The sequence below is a fragment of the Tsukamurella sp. 1534 genome (assembly GCF_000312385.1).
Classification (GTDB): Bacteria; Actinomycetota; Actinomycetes; order Mycobacteriales; family Mycobacteriaceae; genus Tsukamurella.
In genome coordinates this window covers 44929-65400 of record NZ_HE997627.1, presented here as the reverse complement: position 1 = coordinate 65400, position 20472 = coordinate 44929, and the positions used below count along the sequence as shown (strand labels likewise).

At 71.0% G+C, this 20472-nt stretch carries 17 protein-coding genes and 1 riboswitch; of the genes, 9 read left to right on the top strand and 8 right to left on the bottom strand.

Going from position 1 to position 20472, the window contains the following annotated elements; translation table 11 throughout:
* The first annotated feature begins 24 nt into the window (after nt 1-24).
* The 3 genes from BN39_RS12610 to BN39_RS12600 are packed head-to-tail and all read left to right on the top strand — an operon-like array spanning nt 25 to nt 2782.
* Nucleotides 25-996, top strand: coding sequence for an iron ABC transporter permease (locus BN39_RS12610; protein ID WP_081586157.1), 972 nt, complete (start codon nt 25-27; stop codon nt 994-996).
* On the top strand, nt 996-1763 hold the full coding sequence (locus tag BN39_RS12605) for an ABC transporter ATP-binding protein (protein ID WP_019202767.1): 768 nt from the start codon (nt 996-998) through the stop codon (nt 1761-1763). Before BN39_RS12610 ends, BN39_RS12605 begins: the two co-directional genes overlap by 1 nt.
* Nucleotides 1760-2782, top strand: coding sequence for an ABC transporter substrate-binding protein (locus BN39_RS12600; RefSeq protein WP_019202766.1), 1023 nt, complete (start codon nt 1760-1762; stop codon nt 2780-2782). The genes BN39_RS12605 and BN39_RS12600 overlap by 4 nt, the downstream gene beginning before the upstream one ends.
* Before the next feature lie 131 nt (nt 2783-2913).
* On the opposite strand, the gene BN39_RS12595 is transcribed toward BN39_RS12600, so the two are convergent.
* Entirely contained in the window at nt 2914-3735 is an 822-nt protein-coding gene (locus tag BN39_RS12595) for an LppX_LprAFG lipoprotein (RefSeq protein ID WP_019202765.1), read from the bottom strand.
* Between the two features lie 426 nt (nt 3736-4161).
* Between BN39_RS12595 and BN39_RS12590 the strand changes: the two genes are divergently transcribed.
* From BN39_RS12590 to BN39_RS12565, 6 genes are read left to right on the top strand one after another with little or no spacing between them, the layout of a single operon-like run.
* Nucleotides 4162-5547 carry a fatty acid desaturase gene (locus BN39_RS12590; protein ID WP_040768230.1) on the top strand — a complete coding sequence of 462 codons (1386 nt, stop codon included), beginning with the start codon at nt 4162-4164 and terminating at the stop codon, nt 5545-5547.
* A 46-nt stretch (nt 5548-5593) separates the two neighbouring features.
* The gene (locus BN39_RS12585; RefSeq protein ID WP_019202763.1) at nt 5594-6787 is read left to right on the top strand and encodes a type III polyketide synthase; all 1194 of its coding nucleotides are present in this window, start codon (nt 5594-5596) and stop codon (nt 6785-6787) included.
* The gene (locus tag BN39_RS12580) at nt 6784-8559 is read left to right on the top strand and encodes an ATP-binding cassette domain-containing protein (protein WP_019202762.1); all 1776 of its coding nucleotides are present in this window, start codon (nt 6784-6786) and stop codon (nt 8557-8559) included. The genes BN39_RS12585 and BN39_RS12580 overlap by 4 nt, the downstream gene beginning before the upstream one ends.
* 46 nt (nt 8560-8605) lie before the next feature.
* Nucleotides 8606-10771, top strand: coding sequence for a malate synthase G (locus tag BN39_RS12575; RefSeq protein WP_019202761.1), 2166 nt, complete (start codon nt 8606-8608; stop codon nt 10769-10771).
* 47 nt (nt 10772-10818) lie between these two features.
* Nucleotides 10819-11610, top strand: a complete 792-nt coding sequence (locus BN39_RS12570; protein WP_237741690.1) for a spermidine synthase — start codon at nt 10819-10821, stop codon at nt 11608-11610.
* Nucleotides 11611-11620: 10 nt separating this feature from the next.
* Nucleotides 11621-12718 (top strand): substrate-binding domain-containing protein, encoded by a 1098-nt coding sequence (locus BN39_RS12565; RefSeq protein WP_019202759.1) that lies wholly within the window; start codon nt 11621-11623, stop codon nt 12716-12718.
* A 250-nt stretch (nt 12719-12968) separates the two neighbouring features.
* On the opposite strand, the gene gcvP is transcribed toward BN39_RS12565, so the two are convergent.
* The 7 genes from gcvP to gcvH form a co-directional block, all read right to left on the bottom strand.
* The gene (gene gcvP, locus BN39_RS12560; protein ID WP_019202758.1) at nt 12969-15797 is read right to left on the bottom strand and encodes an aminomethyl-transferring glycine dehydrogenase; all 2829 of its coding nucleotides are present in this window, start codon (nt 15795-15797) and stop codon (nt 12969-12971) included.
* An 83-nt stretch (nt 15798-15880) separates the two neighbouring features.
* Nucleotides 15881-15994, bottom strand: a riboswitch (glycine riboswitch).
* Between the two features lie 58 nt (nt 15995-16052).
* Nucleotides 16053-17249, bottom strand: coding sequence for a glycosyltransferase (locus tag BN39_RS12555; protein WP_019202757.1), 1197 nt, complete (start codon nt 17247-17249; stop codon nt 16053-16055).
* A gap of 42 nt (nt 17250-17291) precedes the next feature.
* Nucleotides 17292-17855, bottom strand: coding sequence for a MerR family transcriptional regulator (locus tag BN39_RS12550; protein WP_086010314.1), 564 nt, complete (start codon nt 17853-17855; stop codon nt 17292-17294).
* A gap of 270 nt (nt 17856-18125) precedes the next feature.
* The gene (locus BN39_RS12545; protein WP_019202755.1) at nt 18126-18644 is read right to left on the bottom strand and encodes a bifunctional nuclease family protein; all 519 of its coding nucleotides are present in this window, start codon (nt 18642-18644) and stop codon (nt 18126-18128) included.
* A 41-nt stretch (nt 18645-18685) separates the two neighbouring features.
* Nucleotides 18686-19381, bottom strand: coding sequence for a MerR family transcriptional regulator (locus tag BN39_RS12540; protein WP_019202754.1), 696 nt, complete (start codon nt 19379-19381; stop codon nt 18686-18688).
* A 44-nt stretch (nt 19382-19425) separates the two neighbouring features.
* A complete protein-coding gene (locus BN39_RS12535) occupies nt 19426-19866 on the bottom strand; it encodes an FHA domain-containing protein (RefSeq protein ID WP_019202753.1) in 441 nt (146 codons plus the stop codon).
* 149 nt (nt 19867-20015) lie between these two features.
* The gene (gene gcvH / locus BN39_RS12530) at nt 20016-20420 is read right to left on the bottom strand and encodes a glycine cleavage system protein GcvH (protein ID WP_019202752.1); all 405 of its coding nucleotides are present in this window, start codon (nt 20418-20420) and stop codon (nt 20016-20018) included.
* Nucleotides 20421-20472: the final 52 nt, after the last annotated feature.

Genomic DNA, 20472 nt, shown 5'->3' with positions numbered 1-20472 from the left:
CTGCTGGTGCTCCTCGTGGGCGCGATGTGGGCGGGGATCCTGTTCGGCACCGTCCGGATCCCCTGGCGCGAGGGCTCGGGCCACCTCTGGGCGTTCCTCACCGGCGGCACCATCCCCGCGGAGCAGGCCGTGCAGTACCGGATCGTGGCCGACTCGCGGATCCCGCGAGTGCTCAGCGCCGCGATCGTGGGCGCGGGCCTCAGCGGCATCGGCGTCGCGGTGCAGGCCATGGTCCGCAACGCCCTCGCCGACCCGTACGTGCTGGGCATCTCCTCGGGCGCCTCCGTCGGCGCGACGACGGTGGCGCTGTTCGGTGTGTTCGGCACGCTCGGCCTGTACGCACTGCCGACGGCGGCGTTCCTCGGCGCGCTCGGCGCCACCGCCCTGGTCTATCTCATCGCCTTCCGCGGCGGGGGCCTGGCGCCGACGCGTCTGGTGCTCACGGGAACCGCGCTCGCGTACGGCTTCTCGGCCGTGACCACGGTGCTGGTGTTCCTCGCGCCGCGCGGCGACGCGGCCCGCACCGTCATGTTCTGGTTGTTCGGGAGCCTCTCCCCCTCGACGTGGCGCACCACCGCGCTGCTCGCGGTCACGGTCGCCGTCGGCCTGCTGGTGCTGCGGCTCGCGGCGCGCCGCCTCAACGCGCTGGCGCTGGGCGACGAGGTGGCGATCTCCCTCGGGATCTCCGCCACCGGCTTCCGCACGGCGCTGTTCGTGCTCACCGCCGCGATGACGGGCATCATCGTCTCCGTCTGCGGCGCCATCGGTTTCGTCGGACTCGTGGTGCCGCACGTGGCGCGGCTCCTCGTGGGCGCCGACCACCGCCGCGTACTCGTCGTGGCGCCCGCGCTCGGCGCGCTGTTCCTGGTGCTCGCGGACATCGCGGCGCGCACCGTCGCGCCGCCGCAGGAGCTGCCGCTGGGCGCGATCACCGCCGCCGTCGGCGTGCCGTTGTTCATCGCGCTGATGCGCCGGCGGACGGTCGGGGGCGGATGATGCGGGTCGAGTACACCGCCGTCGACGTGGAGATCGGCGGCGCGCGGATCGTCGCGGACGTGAGCCTGACCGCCGGCGCCGGCGAGTTCATCGGCGTCGTGGGCCCCAACGGCAGCGGCAAGTCGACGCTGCTGCGCTGCGCCTACCGGGTGCTGCGGCCGTCGGCGGGCACGGTCTCGGTCGACGGGACGGACGTGACCGCGGTGGGGCTCGCGGAGAACGCCCGCCAGGTGGCGGCGGTGATGCAGCACTCCCCGTTCGACATCGGCTTCACGGCCCGGGAGATCGTGGACACCGGCCGGCTGCCGCACCGGCGACGCGGGCTCTCGCTCGCCGACCACCGGCGCGCGATCGACCGGGCGATGGCCGCGGCGGACGCGACCGAGCTCGCGCGCAGATCCTTCGGCACCCTCTCCGGCGGGGAGGCGCAGCGGGTTCTCATCGCCCGAGCGTTCGCGCAGGAACCGCGGGTGCTCGTTCTCGACGAACCCACCAACCACCTCGACGTGCGGCACCAGTTCGCCGTGCTCTCGGCGGCCCGCGACCTGGGCGTCACCGTGATCGCCGTACTCCACGACCTGAATCTGGCCGCCCAGTACTGCGACCGGCTGTACGTGCTCTCGGAGGGACGGCTCGCCTGCTCCGGCACGCCCGAGGAGATCCTCACGCCGGAGACCATCGGCCGCTACTTCGGCGTCGGCGCCCACGTCGTGCCGCATCCCCGCCTGCGGGTTCCGCAGGTCATCTTCGACGAGAGGACCCCATGACCCCGCGCATCCCCGTGCCCGCCCGGACGGCGACCACGATCCTCGCCGCAGGCACCCTGCTCGCCGGGTGCGGCGCGACGGTGGAGGACGCGGCCCCGTCGAACGGCTCCGGCCCCGCCACGACGGTGACCAACTGCGGGGCGCCGCTCACCGTGCCGCACACGCCCGCCCGCGCCGTGGTCAACGACACCGGGATCGCGGAGATCATGTTCGCCCTGGGCCTCACGGACCGGATCGCCGGGTACACGACGTACGACGGCAAGCACGTGGACTACCGGACCTCGCCCTGGAAGGCCGATTTCGACCGCGCGCCCAACCTGGGCACCGGGTTCACCCGGGAGACCATCCAGTCTGCGCGGCCCGATTTCGTGTTCGCGGGCTGGAGCTACGGCTTCCAGGAGACCTCGGGCGTCACCCCGGACTGGGTGCGCGAGATCGGCGCCGTGCCGTACCAGCTCACCGAGGCGTGCCGGCAGCCCGGCACCACGGCCCGGGGCATCATGCCGCCGCTCGACGCGCTGTTCGCGGACCTGACCAACCTGGGCACGATCTTCGGGGTGCCGGACCGGGCGGCGAAGCTGGTGGCCGACTACCGCGCGCGGATCGACGCGGTGCGCGCGCAGGCCCCGCGGGAAGGGAGGGCGCGGGTGTTCCTGTTCGACAGCGCCTCCCCGGATCCCTTCACCTCGGGTCGCACCGGTACGCCGCAGGCGATCATCGAGTCGGCGGGCGGCACGAACGTCTTCGGTGACCTGGACAACTCGTGGACCACGGCGTCGTGGGAGGCCGCGGCGCAGCGCGATCCCGAGGTGATCGTCATCGTCGACTACGGCGTCGGCCCCGAGAACACCCCGGACGCGAAGATCGCGCAGCTGAAGTCCCAGCCGCTCATGGCGAACACCACCGCGGTGCGGGAGGGCAACTACGTCGTGCTGCCGTACGCGGCGCTGGTCGAGGGGCCGCGCACGCCCGGCAGCGTGGAGACGCTCGGGGCGTACCTGCGCTCGAAGGGCCGCTGACCGGGCGTCCACCCCGAGCGGCCCCACCGGGCGACCACACCGGGCGTCGGCAGCACCCGGACACGCGAACGCCGGGCCCGACTCCCCCCGAAGTCGTCGGCCCGGCGTGACGCGGGGACCCGCCGCGCGCGCTACATCGCCGGCTTCTCGACGCTGACCTGCTTGCCGAAGTCCGACAGCTTCAGGTCGATGTTGCCCTGCTGCATGGTGACCCGCATCTGCGCGACGTTGGGCCGCGGCTGCGGGTCCGCGCCGGACTCGTCGACGATCCACAGCGTGAGCGGCAGCGTGGACACGTTGCCGCGCTTGGCGACCTCGGTGATCTGCGGCAGGATCGGGTCGAGCAGCTGCGGCGACACCGTGCCGGTGACCTTGACGGTCTTCAGCCCGTTCACCGTCTCGCGGGACTCGACCTTGGGGTTCTGGATGGATTCGACGACCTTCGCCAGGCCCTTGTCCATGTCGAGGATGACCGACGGGTCGTAGACGCCCTTCTCTCCCGTCTTGCCCATGTCCTGGAACTTGGGGCCGCCGAGGTTGGCGTACAGGTGCCCGTCGATCACGACGAACTTGGTCTGCACGTAGTTCTCCTGGACGCGCACGTTGGCGTCGCCCTTGGCGGCCACCGTCTTGCTGTCCTTGTCCGAGGTGATGTCTCCGTCGACGCTGGCCACGGGCAGGCCCTGGATGGCCTTGTCCACGGTGAGCACCAGGTGCTCGGAGTACGTCTCGCGGGTGGCCTTCGCGGCCTCCTGCACGATGTCGGCCTTGGGCAGGCCGTTGGCGTCGAGCGGCTTCGACGACGGTGCGCCGCCGCCCTGCGTCGCCGTGGCCGCCGACGTGCCGCCGGCCGTGGACGACGCGTCGTCGGTCTTCTTGTCCGCACAGCCGGTGAGCGCCAGGGCGCCGGCGGCGACCAGCGCGACGGCCGCGCGTGTTGCCTTGAGGTTCATGGGTCCCCCTGAATCGTTTCGAGCGATTGCCCGTATCTGGAAAGAAAGACGGAAGCCCCGCCTTCTCCAGACAGAAGTATGCATGAATTCCTCGCGGAGTCGACGGAATCCGCGGCCGGTTCTCGCCGGATTCCGGGCAGAAGGGCGTATCCGCAAGCGGGCGTTCAGCGATCGATTAGCGTACTCGCAGATGGTGTACGCGACCGGGAAACCGATCGCTCTACAGGAGGTCGTGAAGAAGTGTCCATCAATCCCACCCCGCCGCCGGCCGCCGAGCGCGGCGCGGGCGACCCCGGGCCGCGCGACCTGGCCCGCGGCGATCGCAAAGACCCTGCGCACGCGCCGGATCGGTTCGATCCGCAGCGGCCGGGCGAAGATCATCTCGAACGCGGGCCGGGTCCCGGCGGCGGGCCGCAACTCTCCGACGTGTGGGTCTACAAGGGCCGCGCGTACGACCTCTCGGAATGGATCAACAAGCACCCGGGTGGGGAATTCTTCATCGGCCGGTCCAAGAATCGGGACATCACGTCGATCATCGGATCGTACCACAAGGATCCCGCGAAGATCGAGAAGATGCTGGAACGGTTCTCCCTGGACCGGGACGCCCGGGTGGAGGACGTGCACCCGAAGAACAACGCGCCCGCCTTTCTTTTCAAGGACGGTTTCGACAGCTGGCGAGACACCCCGCGATACCGTTTCGACGATCCGAAAGACCTGTTGCACCAGGTCAAACGTCGTCTCAAGGATCCCGCGCTGGCCGCTCGGATCGCCCGCATGGACCGGGTCTTCGACGTGGTCGCCATCGGCCTCGCCGTGGCCTACGTGGCCGTCATCGCCACCCGGTTGGCCCTGCCCGCGTGGCTGCCGCTGTGGCTGTTCGTGGTCGCGATGGTGGTGCTCCGGAGCTCGCTGGCCGGGTTCGGCCACTACGCCATCCACCGCGCCCAGAAGGGCAGGACGAAGGTGCTCGTGAACGCCTTCGACATCAACTACGTGGCCCTCTCGTTCGTCACCGCCGACGGCCACGCGCTGCTGCACCACCCGCACACGCAGAGCGAGGTGGACATCAAGAAGAACGTGTTCACCATGATGGTGGACATCCCCCGCTGGTACCGCGTCCCCGTGCACACGCTGCACAAATTCGGCCACACCATGACGGGGATGACGCTGCGGCTCTTCGAGATCGTCAAGCTCACCCGGCAGGTGGGCGTCGCGGACATGTACGGCTCGCTACGCGGCGCGCTGCCCCACTTCATCGGCGCGTTCGCGATGCGCGGCCTGTTGGTGGCGGAGTTCGTGCTGTTCCTCGCGATGGGCGACATCTGGGCGTGGGTCGCCCAGTTCGTCGCCGTGCTGTGGATGAGCACCTTCCTGGTGGTAGCGAGCCACGACTTCGAGACCGACGTCGAGGAGCTGCCCGCCCCGGACACCGAGGACTGGGCGGTCAATCAGCTGCATCAGGCCTACGACCTGCGGATCTCCGGGAACCGGTACGTGGACTGCTTCCTCTCCGCGGGCCTGTCCAGCCACCGCGTGCACCACGTGCTCCCCTACCAGCGCAGCGGGTTCGCCAACATCGCCACCGAGGGCGTCGTGGCCGAGGAGGCCGCGAAGTTCGGCGTCGAGTGGCTGCCCGCACGGAACTTCTTCACCGACCGGCTCCCGGCCCAGGTGCGCACCTACCTGTTCTCCAAGTCCCGCAGCGCGGAGGCGAACGGCGACGGCTTCTGGCGCGAGCACTTCTCGCCCGCGGCGCTGCGCACCTCCGGTTCCTACATCGTCAAGGGCTTCACCGGCATCGGCACCGTCTGACCGAGCCCGTCGACGCCCACCACCGTTCTTCCCCGAGGAGTCACCCATGAACATCCAGGACCGCAGCACCGTCGCGCCCGACAGTCCGGCGCTCGGGTTCCCGCCGGCGCCGCCCACGTCCGTCGCGGTGATCGAGTCACTGGCCACCGGTTCCCCGTCGGGCGTGCACGCGCAGGCCGAGTCCGCCGACCGGGTCGCGTCCCGGTTCGACGATCCGGCGCAGGCCGAGCGGATCCGCCGCGTGTACACCAAGACCCGGGTGGCGCGGCGGCACCTGGCGATCGACCCGCTCGACGAGGACTTCGCCGCGTTCAGCGCCCGCCCGGACACGATCCGCGAGCGGATGGACCTGTTCGCCGAGCACGCGTCGCCGCTCGCCGTGGACACGGCCCGCCGGGCCCTGGGCGCCGTGGACCCGGCCGACGTGGGGCAGCTGGTGTTCGTCACCAGCACCGGGTTCCTGGCGCCCGGCGTGGACGTCGCGATCGTCCGGGCGCTGGGCCTGCCCGCGACCACGAGCCGCGTGATCGTCAACTTCATGGGCTGCGCCGCCGCGATGAACGCGCTGCGGGTCGCGAGCGATTTCGTCCGCGCGCACCCGGACCGCAAATCGCTCATGGTCTGCCTGGAACTGAGCTCCGTCAACGCCGTCTTCTCCGGCGACCCGAACGACGTGGTCATCTCCAGCCTGTTCGCCGACGGCTGCGGCGCCGCCGTCATCGGCGCGAGCGAGGTGGGGCACCCGCTGCCGGGCGGGAGCATCGTCGTCCGGGACACGTTCGCGCACCTGCTGGACGGCGCCGAGGACGGGATCGTGTTGGGCGTCAACGCGAACGGGATCACGTGCGAGCTCGCCGAATCCCTGCCGCGGTACATCGTGGACGGCGTGCGGCCGGTGATCGACGGCGTGCTGGCCCGCAACGGCCTCGGGCACGCGGACGTCGCGCACTGGGCGATCCACCCCGGAGGGCCGAAGATCATCGAGTCCGCGTCGGCGGCGCTGGGCCTCCCGGCCGCGGCGTCGGCCACCAGTTGGCAGGTGCTCGCCGAGCACGGGAACATGCTCAGCGTCTCGCTGCTGTTCGTCCTCGAGCGGATGCTGTCCGGGCTGCCCGACGGTGCGCCGTCCACCGGCATGGCGTTCTCCTTCGCCCCCGGCGTGACGGTGGAGGGTTTCCTGTTCGACATCGTCCGGGACGGCGCGCCCCGCCCCGGCGCGTTGGGAGGGCGGCCGGCGTGAAGCTCATTCGGTTCCTCATCTCCATCTCGCCCGCGGCGATCGCCGCGGCCGTCGTGGCCGGGCTGATCGCGGGCGGGGCGAACGCCTACCTGCTGACGCTGATCAACGGCCTCGTCGCACCGGGGCCGATGCCCACGGTCACCGTGACGCAGTTCGTGGTCACAGCGGTCGTCGTGGTGGTGGCCGGAGTGTCCTCGCAGCTGGTGCTGCTGCACCTGGCGCAGGCCGCCGTGTACCGGCTGCGGGTGCGGCTGTCCAAGCGGGTACTCGCGGCGCCGCTGGAACACGTGGAGCGGCTCGGCGATCACCGGCTGCTCGCGACGCTCACCGAGGACGTGCGCTCGCTGTCGATGGCCGTCTCCGGCATCCCCGGGCTGTGCATCGACCTGGCCACCATCCTCGGCGCGCTGACCTACCTGGCGACGGTGTCGGGCGTCCTGTTCGCGGTGTCGGTGGCCGGCACGCTGATCGGCATCGCCTGCGTGGAGACGGTGCTGCGGAAGGTCCGCGAGCACTACCGCCGTGCCCGGGAACTGGACGACGCGCTGATCGGGTCCTTCCAGGAGGTCACCCACGGGATCAAGGAGCTCAAGCTGCACCGCGGCCGGCGCGCCGACTTCCTGGACCGCAGGCTCGTGGGCGCGGCCTCGGACCTGCGGGAGCGGCACGTGGCCGCCGGTACCCGGTTCGCCGGCGGGCAGGCCCTCGGCCAGGTGCTGCAGCTGGGCACGATGGTGCTCATCCTGTTCGCGCTCGCCCGGGCGCTGGAACTGCCGCGGGAGACGATGATCGGCTACGTGCTGGTCACAACGTTCCTGTCGATGCCGATGCAGAGCCTCATGCACCGGATTCCGGACCTGCTCCGCGGCGACGTGGCGCTGGCGAAGATCCGGTCACTCGACCTGTCGTTGGAGACGCCGCGGGACGAATCGGCGCTGCCGTACGACGACCGGCCGCTCGCGGCGGACGCCGTCGTCGAGCTGCGGGGCGTGGGCTACGAGTACCTTCCCGAACCGCCGCCGATGGGTCCGGGGCACCGGCCTCCCGGACCGGGCGGGCCGGGCGGACCGGGCGGACCGGGCGGACCGGCCCCGGGTGGGCACGGCGCACCGTCGCATCCGATGGGCCCGCCGCCCGGAGCACCGGGCGCCCCGCACGGCTTCCGGCTGGGGCCGATCGACCTGACGCTGCGACCCGGCGAGGTCACCTTCGTGGTGGGCGGAAACGGCAGCGGCAAATCGACACTGGCGAAGCTGCTGGCCGGCCTGTACCCGCCCCGGATGGGGACGATCGCGCTCGGCGGTACCCCCGTCGGGCCGGAGACCACCGAGTGGTTCCGCCAACACACGGCGGCCGTGTTCTCCGATTTCCACCTGTTCGACGACTACCTGGGCCTCGGCGCCGACGGGCTCGACGAGCGGGTGCGGACGCTGCTGCACGAACTGGAACTGGCGCACGCGGTGACGGTGCGGGACGGGCGGCTGTCGACGCTCGCGCTGTCCACCGGGCAGCGCAAACGCCTGGCTCTGTTGACCGCGCTCCTGGAGGACCGGCCGATCTACCTGTTCGACGAGTGGGCGGCCGATCAGGACCCGCGATTCCGCGAGGTCTTCTACGATCGAATCATCCCCGACCTGCGTGCACGCGGGAAGACGGTGGTGGTGGTCACCCACGACGACCGGTACTTCGATCGGGCGGATCAGCTCGTGAAACTGGACTACGGCAGGGTGGTCACGCCATCGTCGACGGGGATATTACGCGGAGTAACATGATGGGCGTACTGCTTACGCCTGCCAACCAGAGGGGTTTGACTCAACCATGGCCGATACCGCCCGCACGTCCGTCGCCGGCCTCGATGTCGCGACGGTCCTCTACGACTTCATCAACAACGAGGCCCTTCCGGGCACGGGCGTGGACCAGGCCGCCTTCTGGAACGGCGCGGCCGAGCTGATCGCCGACCTCGGCCCCAAGAACAAGGCGCTCCTCGCCCGCCGTGACGAGCTGCAGGCGAAGATCGACGAGTACCACGCCGCGCAGCCCGGCGAGGTGGACTTCCCGGCCTACAAGCAGTTCCTCTCCGACATCGGCTACCTGGTGCCGGTGCCCGAGGACCGCGAGATCACCACCGCCGACGTGGACACCGAGATCACCTCGACCGCGGGCCCGCAGCTGGTGGTGCCGATCCTCAACGCCCGCTTCGCCCTCAACGCCGCGAACGCCCGCTGGGGCTCGCTGTACGACGCCCTGTACGGCACCGACGCCATCTCCGAGGCCGACGGTGCCGAGAAGGGCAGCAGCTACAACAAGGTCCGCGGCGACAAGGTGATCGCGTACGCCAAGAACTTCCTCGACGAGGCCGTGCCGCTGGAGTCGGGCTCCTGGGCGGACGTCACCGGCCTCGCCGTCGCCGGCGGCGCGCTCGTGGTCACCGAGGGTGAGAAGACCTGCGCGCTGGCGGATCCCACCGTGTTCGCGGGCTACACCGGTGACGCCGCCGCCCCGTCGGGCGTGCTGCTGCGCCACAACGGCCTGCACCTGGAGGTCCAGGTCGACCCCGCGTCGCCGATCGGCAAGACCGACCCCGCCGGCATCAAGGACGTGCTCGTGGAGTCCGCGGTCACCACGATCATGGACTTCGAGGACTCGGTCGCGGCCGTCGACGCCGACGACAAGGTGCTCGGCTACCGGAACTGGCTGGGCCTGAACAAGGGCGACCTCGCGGAGGAGGTCAGCAAGGGCGGTAAGACCTTCACCCGGCGCCTGAACCCCGACCGCGTGTACACCGCGCCGGACGGCTCCGGGCTCACCCTGCACGGCCGCTCGCTGCTGTTCGTGCGGAACGTGGGCCACCTGATGACCACCGACGCGATCCTGCTGGACGGCCAGGAGATCGGCGAGGGGATCCTCGACGGCATCGTCACCTCGCTCATCGCGATCCACGGGCTCTCGGGCGAGTTGAAGAACTCGCGCACCGGCTCGATCTACATCGTCAAGCCCAAGATGCACGGCCCCGAGGAGGTGGCGTTCGCCGCCGAGATCTTCGAGCGCGTCGAGCAGGTGCTGGGGCTGCCCGCCCGCACCCTCAAGGTGGGCATCATGGACGAGGAGCGCCGCACGTCGGTGAACCTCAAGGCGGCCATCGCCGCGGCGAACGACCGCGTGGTGTTCATCAACACCGGCTTCCTCGACCGCACCGGCGACGAGATCCACACCTCGATGGTGGCGGGCCCGATCGTCCGCAAGGGCGAGCTCAAGGCACAGACCTGGTACCCCGCGTACGAGGACTCCAACGTCGACATCGGCCTGCACGCGGGCCTGCAGCACAAGGCACAGGTCGGCAAGGGCATGTGGGCCATGCCGGACCTGATGGCCGCGATGCTCGAGCAGAAGATCGCGCAGCCCAAGGCCGGCGCCACGACCGCGTGGGTGCCTTCGCCCACCGCCGCCACCCTGCACGCGCTGCACTACCACCTGGTCGACGTGTTCGAGACCCAGAACGCCATCGCCAAGCGCGATCCCGCGTCGGTCGACGACATCCTCACCATCCCGCTCGCGAAGTCCACCGCGTGGACCGACGAGGAGAAGCGCGAGGAGCTGGACAACAACAGCCAGTCGATCCTCGGGTACGTGGTCCGGTGGATCGACGCCGGCGTCGGCTGCTCGAAGGTGCCGGACATCCACGACGTGGCGCTCATGGAGGACCGCGCCACCCTGCGGATCAGCTCGCAGCTGCTCGCCAACTGGCTGCGGCACGGCATCGTGACCGAGGACGAGGTCGTGGAGTCGCTCAAGCGGATGGCGCCCGTCGTCGACCAGCAGAACGCGGGCGACCCGTCGTACCGGCCGCTGGCGCCGGACTTCGACACCAACATCGCGTTCCAGGCCGCGAAGGATCTGATCCTGCTGGGCGGCGTGCAGCCGAACGGCTACACCGAGCCGATCCTGCACGCGCGCCGCCGCGAGTTCAAGGCCGCGAACAGCTGACCGCCGCACCCACGGGGGACGACGCCGTGTCCGGCGCCGGGCCGGTCGTGATCGACGCCGATCGCGACCGGCCCGGGGCGTTCACGGTGCTGATGGACGGCACGCCGCAGAGCTACGTGGACCTCGACGATCCGACGAACCTGGTGTTCGAGTACGTCCGCCGGATCGGCCACGTCGTGGACCTGGTGCGCCCCGAGGGCGAGCCGATCACGGCGGTGCACCTGGGCGGCGGGGGCCTGACGCTGCCGCGGTACGTCGCGGCCACCCGGCCCGGGTCCCGGCAGCAGGTGATCGAGGCCGACAGGTCCCTCATCGAGGCGGTGCGGGCGCGGTTGCCGCTGCCCAAGCGGGAGCAGATCAAGGTGCGCTGCGCCGATGCGGCCGCGGCCGCCACGGTGCTGCCGCCCGGCGTACAGGGCAACGTCGACCTCCTGGTGCTCGACGTGTTCGCCGGGGCCCGCACCCCGGCGGCGCTCACCACCGCGGAGTTCTTCGGCTCGCTCGTGCCGCTGCTCGCGCCCTCCGCGACCGTCGCGCTCAACATCGCCGACGGTGCGCCGCTGGCCTTCGCCCGGTCGGTGACCGCGACGGTGGCGTCGGTGTTCGGGGACACCGCGATCGCGGCGGAACCCGCGGTGCTCAAGGGCCGCCGTTTCGGCAACCTGGTGCTGATCGCGGGCGCCGTACCCGACGGGCTGGCCCGGCGGCTCGCCGGCGATCCGTTCCCGGGGACGCTGGTGGACGGGGCCGGCGTCACCCGCTTCGCGGCCGGCGCGAAGCCCTTCACCAGCATGAACGCACAGGAGTCCCCCGCGCCGCCGCGGGGCGTCTTCGGGTAGGTTGCTCTCGATGGGTTCACATCGTTCTGGAACGGGTTCCCGCGGCGTCGCGCGGTGGCTGATCGCCGCGGTCATCGCGGTGATCCTGGTGATCGTGGTGATCGTGGCCATGGTCTGGCTGTCCGGCCGCTCCGCGCAGCAGGGCAAGGACGCCGCCGCCCAGTGCGTGCGCGGCGACCTCCAGGTCCGGGTCGCCGCCGCGCCCGCGATGGTGGGGCCGCTGCAGCGGATCGCCGACTCGTTCAACTCCTCCGGCACGGTGTCCTCGGACTACTGCGCGAAGATCACCGTCGCGGGCGTCGACTCCCCCGTCGCGCTGGAGGCGCTGTCCGGCACGTGGGACCGGAAGCTGGGCGACGTCCCGTCGCTCTGGGTGCCCGAGAGCAGCGTGTGGACGGCGCGGCTGGCCGCGCGCAAGCCCGCCGAGGTGTCGGGGCAGCCGTCGTCGATCGCCTCGTCGCCGGTGCTGCTCGCCGTGCGCGGCTCGGCCCAGAAGAGCTTCGACGGTGCGCGGTGGCTCGACCTGCCGGCGAAGCAGTCCGACCTCAAGGTGGCGCTGCCCACCGGGGCCGACGGCGACGGCACCTACCTCGCCGCGCAGTCGATCGCCGCGGCCGTCGCCCGCACCGCCGGGGCCCCGCTCAGCGAGGACGCCGCGAAGGGCCCGCTGGTCACGGGCACCCTGGCGCGGTGGAAGTCCGGCGCGCCCAAGTCCTCCGGGACCCTGGCCGCGCTCGACTCACTGACGGTGCCGGGCGAGACGAACGCCGTGCCGGTCACCGAACAACAGCTGTACTCCTACGCCCGCGGCCGCGACGGCGCCTCCCCGGTCGGCGTGTACCCGGGCGGCCCGACGGCGTCCGCCACCTACCCGGGTCTGGTGCTCGAGCGCGACGACCTCGACGAGGCGCACCATCGTGCGGCCGCCGACTTCGTGGCGTTCGCGACCAAGGGCGAGAACGCGAAGCCGCTGGCGGACGCCGGTTTCCGGGTGCCCGGCCAGCCCACTCCCGCGAAGACCCCGGCCGTCGAGTTCGGCACCGTCGAACCCCTGGCCCCGGCTGCCAACCCCGCCACGATCGCGCTCGCGGACACACTGAACCGTTAGGCCCGTCGCCGCCGCGGCGGTCCCGGCCCTCCTCCCCTCCGCCACGTTCACTCCCCCCGGCGGCGAACGTGGGACCGAACGCAGCGGAGGGGAGAACCCGGCAACCACTCGTCGCCATCCACCGCCCCAAGGCCGTAGCTGATTCAGCAAACAGCAGATGGGCAATCGGATCACGCACGAAGCCCGTGCGCCGTGGACAGAATCCGAGGGCGCCGATTCGCGGCGCCCCCGGATTCGAGTCGAGTGAAATCTACTCCGCGAACGCCTCGATCGGCGGGCAGGAGCAGACGAGGTTGCGGTCGCCGAAGACACCGTCGATCCGGCGGACCGACGGCCACACCTTGGCCCGGGCGCCACCCGACGGGAGCCCCTGCGGGTACACGGCGGTCTCGCGCGAGTACGGGTGGGACCATTCCGCGACGAGGCACTCGGCGGTGTGCGGGGCGCCGCGCAGCGGGTTGTCGTCCGCCGCCCACTCCCCCGACTCGACGCGCGCGATCTCCGCGCGGATCGCGACCATGGCGTCGCAGAACTCGTCGATCTCGCCGAGCGACTCGCTCTCGGTGGGCTCCACCATCAGCGTCCCCGCCACCGGGAAGCTCATGGTGGGCGCGTGGAAACCGTAGTCGGCCAGTCGCTTCGCTACATCGTCGATGGAGACGCCGGTCTCCTTGGTGATGCCCCGCACGTCGAGGATGCACTCGTGCGCCACCCGGCCGTTCTCGCCCGTGTAGAGCACCGGGAAGGAGTCGTTCAGCCGTGCCGCGATGTAGTTCGCCGAGGCGATCGCGGTGAGCGTCGCGCGACGCAGGCCGTCGGCTCCCATCATCCGGATGTACGCCCAGGTGATCGGGAGGATCGAGGCGCTGCCGTAGGGCGCGGCCGAAATGGTCGGCCCCGACCCCAGCGAGGGCTCCAGCGGGTGCCCCGGCAGGAACGGCGCCAGGTGGCTGCGCACGCCGATCGGGCCCACGCCGGGGCCGCCGCCGCCGTGCGGGATGCAGAACGTCTTGTGCAGGTTCAGGTGCGAGACGTCGCCGCCGAACTTGCCGGGCCGCGCGAGCCCGACGAGCGCGTTCATGTTCGCGCCGTCGACGTACACCTGGCCGCCGGCCTCGTGCACCGCGCCGCAGATCTCGCGCACCTCGTGCTCGTACACGCCGTGCGTGGACGGGTAGGTGATCATGATCGCCGCGAGCTCGTCGGCGTGCTTGGCGATCTTCTCCTTGAGGTCGGCGGTGTCCACGTCGCCGGAATCGCGCGACGCCACCACGACCACCTTGAGCCCGGCCATCACCGCGGACGCGGCGTTCGTGCCGTGCGCGGACGAGGGGATCAGGCAGACGGTGCGGTGCTCGTCGCCCCGGGACACGTGGTAGTTGCGGATGGCGAGCAGGCCCGCGTACTCCCCCTGCGACCCGGCGTTCGGCTGCAGAGAGACGTTGTCGTATCCGGTGATCGCGACCAGCCACTCCTCCAGCTGGTGGATCAACGCGCGGATGCCCTCGGTGTCACCCGCGGGGGCGAACGGGTGCAGCCGCGAGAACTCGGGCCAGGTGATCGACTCCATCTCGGCCGTCGCGTTGAGTTTCATGGTGCACGAGCCCAGCGGGATCATCGACCGGTCCAGCGCGATGTCCTTGTCCGACAGCTTGCGCAGGTAGCGCAGCATCTCGGTCTCGCTCCGGTGGTGATGGAAAGCGGGGTGCGTCAGGAACTCCGACGTCCGGTTCTCGATCTCCGACGGTGCGCCGTCGCCCCGCGTGCCGGGCGCCTCGGCGCCGAAGGCCTGCGCGACCGCGGCCACGTCGGCCTCGGTGGTGGTCTCGTCGAAGGCGACGGACACGTGGTCGTCGTCGACGCGCCACAGGTTGTAGCCGGCTGCCTTGGCGGCGGCGAGCACGTCGTCGGCGCGGCCGGGCACCTTCACGAGCACGGTGTCGAAGAACGTCGAGTGCACGACGGCGTCGCCCAGCGCCTCGGCGAGCGCGGCGGCGCGGGCGTGCACCCGGCGCGCGATCGCGGTGAGCCCCTCGGGCCCGTGGTACGACGCGTACATCGCGGCGAGCACAGCCAGGAGCACCTGCGCGGTGCAGATGTTCGACGTGGCCTTCTCGCGGCGGATGTGCTGCTCGCGGGTCTGCAGCGCGAGGCGGTAGGCGAGGTTGCCGTCCTCGTCCTTGGAGACGCCCACGAGGCGTCCCGGGATCTGGCGGGCGTGCTTGGCGTGCACCGCGAGGTAGCCGGCGTGCGGCCCGCCGAAACCGAGCGGGACGCCGAACCGCTGCGTGGTGCCGAAGCAGGCGTCGGCGCCCTGCTCGCCGGGAGGCGTCAGGAGGGTCATGGCGAGGAGGTCGGCGCCGACGGCGACGAGGGCGCCGCGCTCGTGCGCCGCGTCGATCACGGGCTGCACGTCGGGGATGCGCCCGGAGGCGCCGGGGGTCTGCAGGATGACGCCGAAGAACTCGCCCTCGGGCAGGCCGGCCGCCACGTCCACGACCTCGACCTCGATGCCCAGCGGCTGCGCGCGGGTCTCGATGACCGCGAGGGTCTGCGGGAACACGTCCCGGTCGACCACGAGCCGCGGGCTCTTGGACTTGCCGGCGCGGCGCAGCAGCGTCATGGCCTCGGCGGCGGCGGTGGCCTCGTCGAGCATGGAGCTGTTGGCGATCTCCATCCCGGTGAGGTCGGAGACCATGGTCTGGAAGTTGAGGAGGGCCTCGAGCCGGCCCTGGCTGATCTCGGGCTGGTAGGGCGTGTACGCGGTGTACCAGGCGGGGTTCTCGACGATGTTGCGCAACAGCACCGGCGGGGTCAGCGTGTCGTAGTAGCCGAGGCCGATCAGCGACCGGTCGACGGTGTTCCGGTCGGCCAGGGCCCGCAGCTCGGCGAGGGCCTCGTGTTCGCCGATGGGCGCGGGAAGCGAGCCGAGGCCGTTGTCGCCGGCGGGGTCGAGGATGGCCGACGGGACGGCGGCGCGGGCCAGGTCGTCGAGGCTGTCGACGCCGATGACGCGCAGGATCTGCTCGAGCTCACCGGTATCGGGGCCGACGTGGCGCGAGGCGAAAGAATCAGTCACAGGTGACCTCCGGGCCGTGGGTAGCCGGGCGCGCTGCGTCCGGCGCTGCCCTCCCCCTCAGTCGCCGGCGGCTCCAGAGACGCCCAACCCACGCGGTCCTGGTGCCTGAGAGATTGACGGAGAGGTGTTGCTCCTTCGGCGCCTGCGGGCCTCGATCGACTTCTCCAAGACCCGCTGGGCTCTCCCACGCGGTGTTGCGGCGCACGTGGATTCTAACGCATTTCAGCAGAACGCCCGTACGGTGACGTCCTGGCGTCAGGCGGGCAGGCGCGCGAGCACCACATCGGCGGCGCGATCCAGCCCGCCCAGCGCCGCGAGTTCCTCCGCCAGTTCGCGGGCACGGCCGGTGAGGGCGAGCGCCGCGTCGCAGGCCTCCCCCAGCGTCCGCGCCGTCAGATCGCCGGGCACGGGCACGGCGATCCCCGCCGCCGCGAGCAGATCGGCGTTCTGGAACTGGTCCACGGCCTGCGGCGCGGTGATCACAGGCGTGCCGGTGAGCAGCGCCTCCGTGCTGCCTCCCATGCCCGCGTGGGTGAGGAAGACATCGGTCTCGGCGAGCAGCTCGAACTGGCGCACCCAGGGGTACACCTCGACGTTCGCCGCCCGACGCCCGTCGGAGCCGACCACGGCGTCGCGGTCCGTGCGGCCGCCCACCTGCAGGATCACCCGCCAGTCGGGGCGCTCGGCCGCGAGATCGCAGGCCGCGCGGTAGGTGTCGGGCTGGTCGGTGAACGCGGAGCCGAACGAGACGAGCAGGGTGGTCGGGCGACGGTCACCGTCGCCCGACGGTGCCGCACCCACCGGTACGCGCCGGGCCGGCCCGGTGAAGGTGTAGGTCTCGCGGTTCACCCGCTCGATGTTGGGCTGCATAGAGGGCGCGATGAGGACCAGCGACCGCTCCGGGTGTCCGAGGAAGGCGAGCGAGTCCTCCTCGATGCCGTGGCCGGCGAGGAGGGCGTCCTGCTGCCGGAGCATCGCGACGCCGCGCGGGTCGGTGCGGAGCATGGTGTGGAAGTCGGCCATGTCGTCGTCGTAGCCCTCCCAGGCGACGTACGTCGGCGAGATCTGCAGCGTGGGGATGCCCCAGGTGCGCGCGAGGACGAGGCTCATCGCGCCGGCGATGTCGTAGAGGATGAGATCGGGGCGGTCGTCCTCGTACAGGTCGAACCACTGCGGGAGTTGCGCGTCGTACTCGTCGGCGAAGATCTGCAGCTGGTCGATGACGTCTCCGGCGAACGCCTCCTGCTGCTCCCGCCCGGCGGCCTCGCCGAGGGCGGGCAACGACGAGCGGTACGGCTTGAGCTCGGCGCCGGTCGCCTCGATCGCGGTGCGCATGAGCGGGTCGTTGGCGTAGGTGACGCGGTGACCGCGGCGCACCAACTCTTCGATGAGGTCGAGGGACGGGAAGACGTGTCCCGGCGCGGGAATGGAGAACATCGCGATGTGGGCCATATCGCCCACGGTATTTGCCCGGCGGAGCACCGGGCAACGGGTTTAGCCGGTGGCGCGCGCCCGGTTGCGGCGGCGCGAGGCCAGCTCGTCCTCGGGCGCGGCGTCGGCGGCGGCACCGTCGGCCCGCTCGCCCGGGAAATCGGCGATGGTGCCGGTCAGTTCGCGCATGGCGCCCGAGACCGCGATGCCGAACACGCCCTGGCCGTGCTGGAGAAGGTCGACGACCTCTTCGGCGCTGGTGCACTCGTACACCGTGGTGCCGTCCGAGAACAGGGTGATCTTCGCGAGGTCCTCGACACCGCGCTGGCGGAGGTGGTCGACGGCGACGCGGATGTTCTGCAGCGAGATGCCGGTGTCCAGCAGGCGCTTGACGATCTTGAGGACGAGGACGTCCTTGAACGAGTAGAGGCGCTGCGTGCCGGAGCCGCCCGCGCCGCGGATCGACGGCACGACGAGCGAGGTGCGCGCCCAGTAGTCGAGCTGGCGGTAGGTGATGCCGGCGATCTGGCAGGCGCTGGGTCCCCGGTAGCCGAGCAGCTCGTCCGGGATGGCGTCGCCGGGGAACAGCCCCGGAGCGATGTCGTCGAGCACGCCCTGGGTTCCCATGGACACGTCGGCGCGCGGGCCGCCGTTCTCGCCGTCGCCCTGCCCGGTGCCAACCTGATCGGTCACTGCCGTCTCCCTCGTAGGTCCCGTGCGCACCCATCAGAGTACGCCTGCCGCGAAGAGGCCGTCGGTGTAATTCCCTCGGTGCCATTCGCGGTGTCCGGCGTGAACGCTAGGGGGCCACGGCGCCCGAATCAACGCGACACACCCACAACCTCAAGTTGAACTTTAGGTCGAGGCCGAATCGTGACCTTCGAGCGCGAGGACCGGTCAGGATTCGCCGGGGGCCTTGAAGTCGTCCGCGGAGATGGAATCGAGGAATTCCTTGAACGCCTCGACCTCTTCCTCGGCCGGGGCCTCCTCCTCGGAATCCTTTGTCTCCGAGTCCTTCTCCTCCTCCGGCATGAGCAGGCCGGCCTCGGCGAGCACGTCTTCCTCGGCGTAGATCGGCACCGACAGGCGCACGGCCATGGCCACCGAGTCCGACGGGCGGGCCGAAACCGTCTCGTCACCGTCGAGCACGAGATCCGCGTAGAACGTGCCCTCCTGCAGCCCGGTGATCCGCACCTCGGTGAGCGACCGGCCGAGGGTTTCGAGCAGGTCCGCGATGAGGTCGTGCGTGAGCGGGCGGCTCGGTTCGACGCCCTGAAGTTTGATGGCGATGGCCGTCGCCTCGCCCTGGCCGATCCAGATGGGCAGATACCGGGGGCCGGAGACCTCGCGCAGGAGCAGCACGGGATCGTTCTGGGGCGGATCCATCCGGATGCCCGCAACGGTCATCTCGATCATGGTTCCAGCTTACCGGCGGGCCGCCCGGAGGCGGGCGCGGCTCAGCGAACGGCGTCCTTCACAGCGGCTTTGACCAACTGCGTGTGGAAGGTGACCGAGAGGGCCGCGAGCTCGCGGATCAACTCGGCCGCGCGCTCGGCGGCGCCGGCGTCGCCGCCGCGGGCGACCGGGTTGGCGATCTGGGCGATGAGCCCCGCCTCGCGGTCCGCGGAGGTCTTGAAGGCGCGCAGGTGCCGGGCCTCGAGCCCGTACTCGGCGAGCGCCTTGGCCGCCTGAACGAGCGCCACCGCGTCCTCGTCGAAGAAGCCCGCCTTGTGCGACGTGAGGAGCGCCGAGCGCTCCAGCTCGCGCAGGAAGACCTCGTCCGCACCGGACTGGGCCAACAGGTCGGCTCGGCTGATGCGGGTCTGGCGCCGTGCCGAGAAGTCCGTCGCGGGCGCGGTCTTCGAGGACACCGCGGCCAGCGCACGGGGCGCCCGCGGCGCGGGCCCCTCGACGGACTCGCCGCGGTCGTGGGCGTCCAGCTGCTCCTTGATGATCTTGAGCGGCAGGTAGTAGTCCCGCTGCGCGGTGAGCACGTACCGCAGCCGCTCGCAATCCTTGGTGGAGAAGCGTCGGTAGCCCGACGGGGACCGATCGGGCGTGACCAGTCCCTCCGACTCGAGGAATCGGATCTTGGAGATGGTCACGTCCGGGAACTCAGCACGCAGCTGTTCCAGCACCGCCCCGATCGACATCGCGCTCGGGGCGGCACTCTCCTGACGTGGCGCCGTCACGTAGGTCAGCTCGCGGACGGAACGTAGAACACCAGGCGGAACTTGCCGATCTGCACCTCGTCGCCCTGCGCCAGCGGCGACGCGTCGACCGGCTCGCGGTTGACGTAGGTGCCGTTGAGGCTGCCCACGTCGACGACCGTGAAACCGCCGTCGGCGGCGCGGAACTCGGCGTGCCGGCGCGAGACCGTCACGTCGTCGAGGAAGATGTCGCTATCGGGGTGGCGACCCGCGGAGGTGGTCTCCTGGTCGAGCAGGAAGCGGGAACCCGCGTTGGGGCCGCGCTTGACCACGAGGAGAGCGGCGCCCGCGGGCAGGTTCTCCAGCCCGGTGACGGGCGCATCGCTCTCGGGACCGCCGGTGGCGTCCATCTCGCGGATGATGTCGGCGCGGAACACCGAAGTGGTCTCAACGGGAGCCTCTTCGGGGCCCTTGTCGTTCTCGCTCACATCGCTCCTTCGTCAGTGATTACTGCTGAGGTATTCATGGTGCGGTACCTGATGGACGTTGGTTCCACGGTACCGCGCCGGGCCCGCTCCGGGCGGCCGGATGCGTGGCCCTCTAAAGCCGTTCTAAGGAAAGGGCGCCCGCTGCGGACTCAGGCCTCGGCCGTGAGGGCCTTGTAGCCGTCCGCGTCGAGCAGCTCGCCCAGCGCCGATTCGAGGTCCTCCGGGGAGGCGGCCTCGATCTCGACGATCCAGCCCTCGCCGTACGGGTCCGAGTTGACCAGGTCCGGGCCGGCGTCCAGCTCGCCGTTGATCGCGACGACGGTGCCCGACAGCGGCGCGAAGATGTCCGAGACGCTCTTCGTGGACTCCACCTCGGCGAACGAATCCCCCGCGGTGACCTCGGAGTCGTCCTCCGGCAGCTGCACGAACACCACGTCGCCGAGCTGGTCCTGCGCGTAATCGGTGATCCCGATCCGCACAACGGTGTCGCTCTTCTTCAACAGCCACTCGTGATCGGGGGTGTACAGCAGTTCACCGGGGAAGCTGGCACTCAACGTGAGAATCCTTTCGCGAGGGCTGCGCGGGTGCGCGGCACGTTCAACTTAG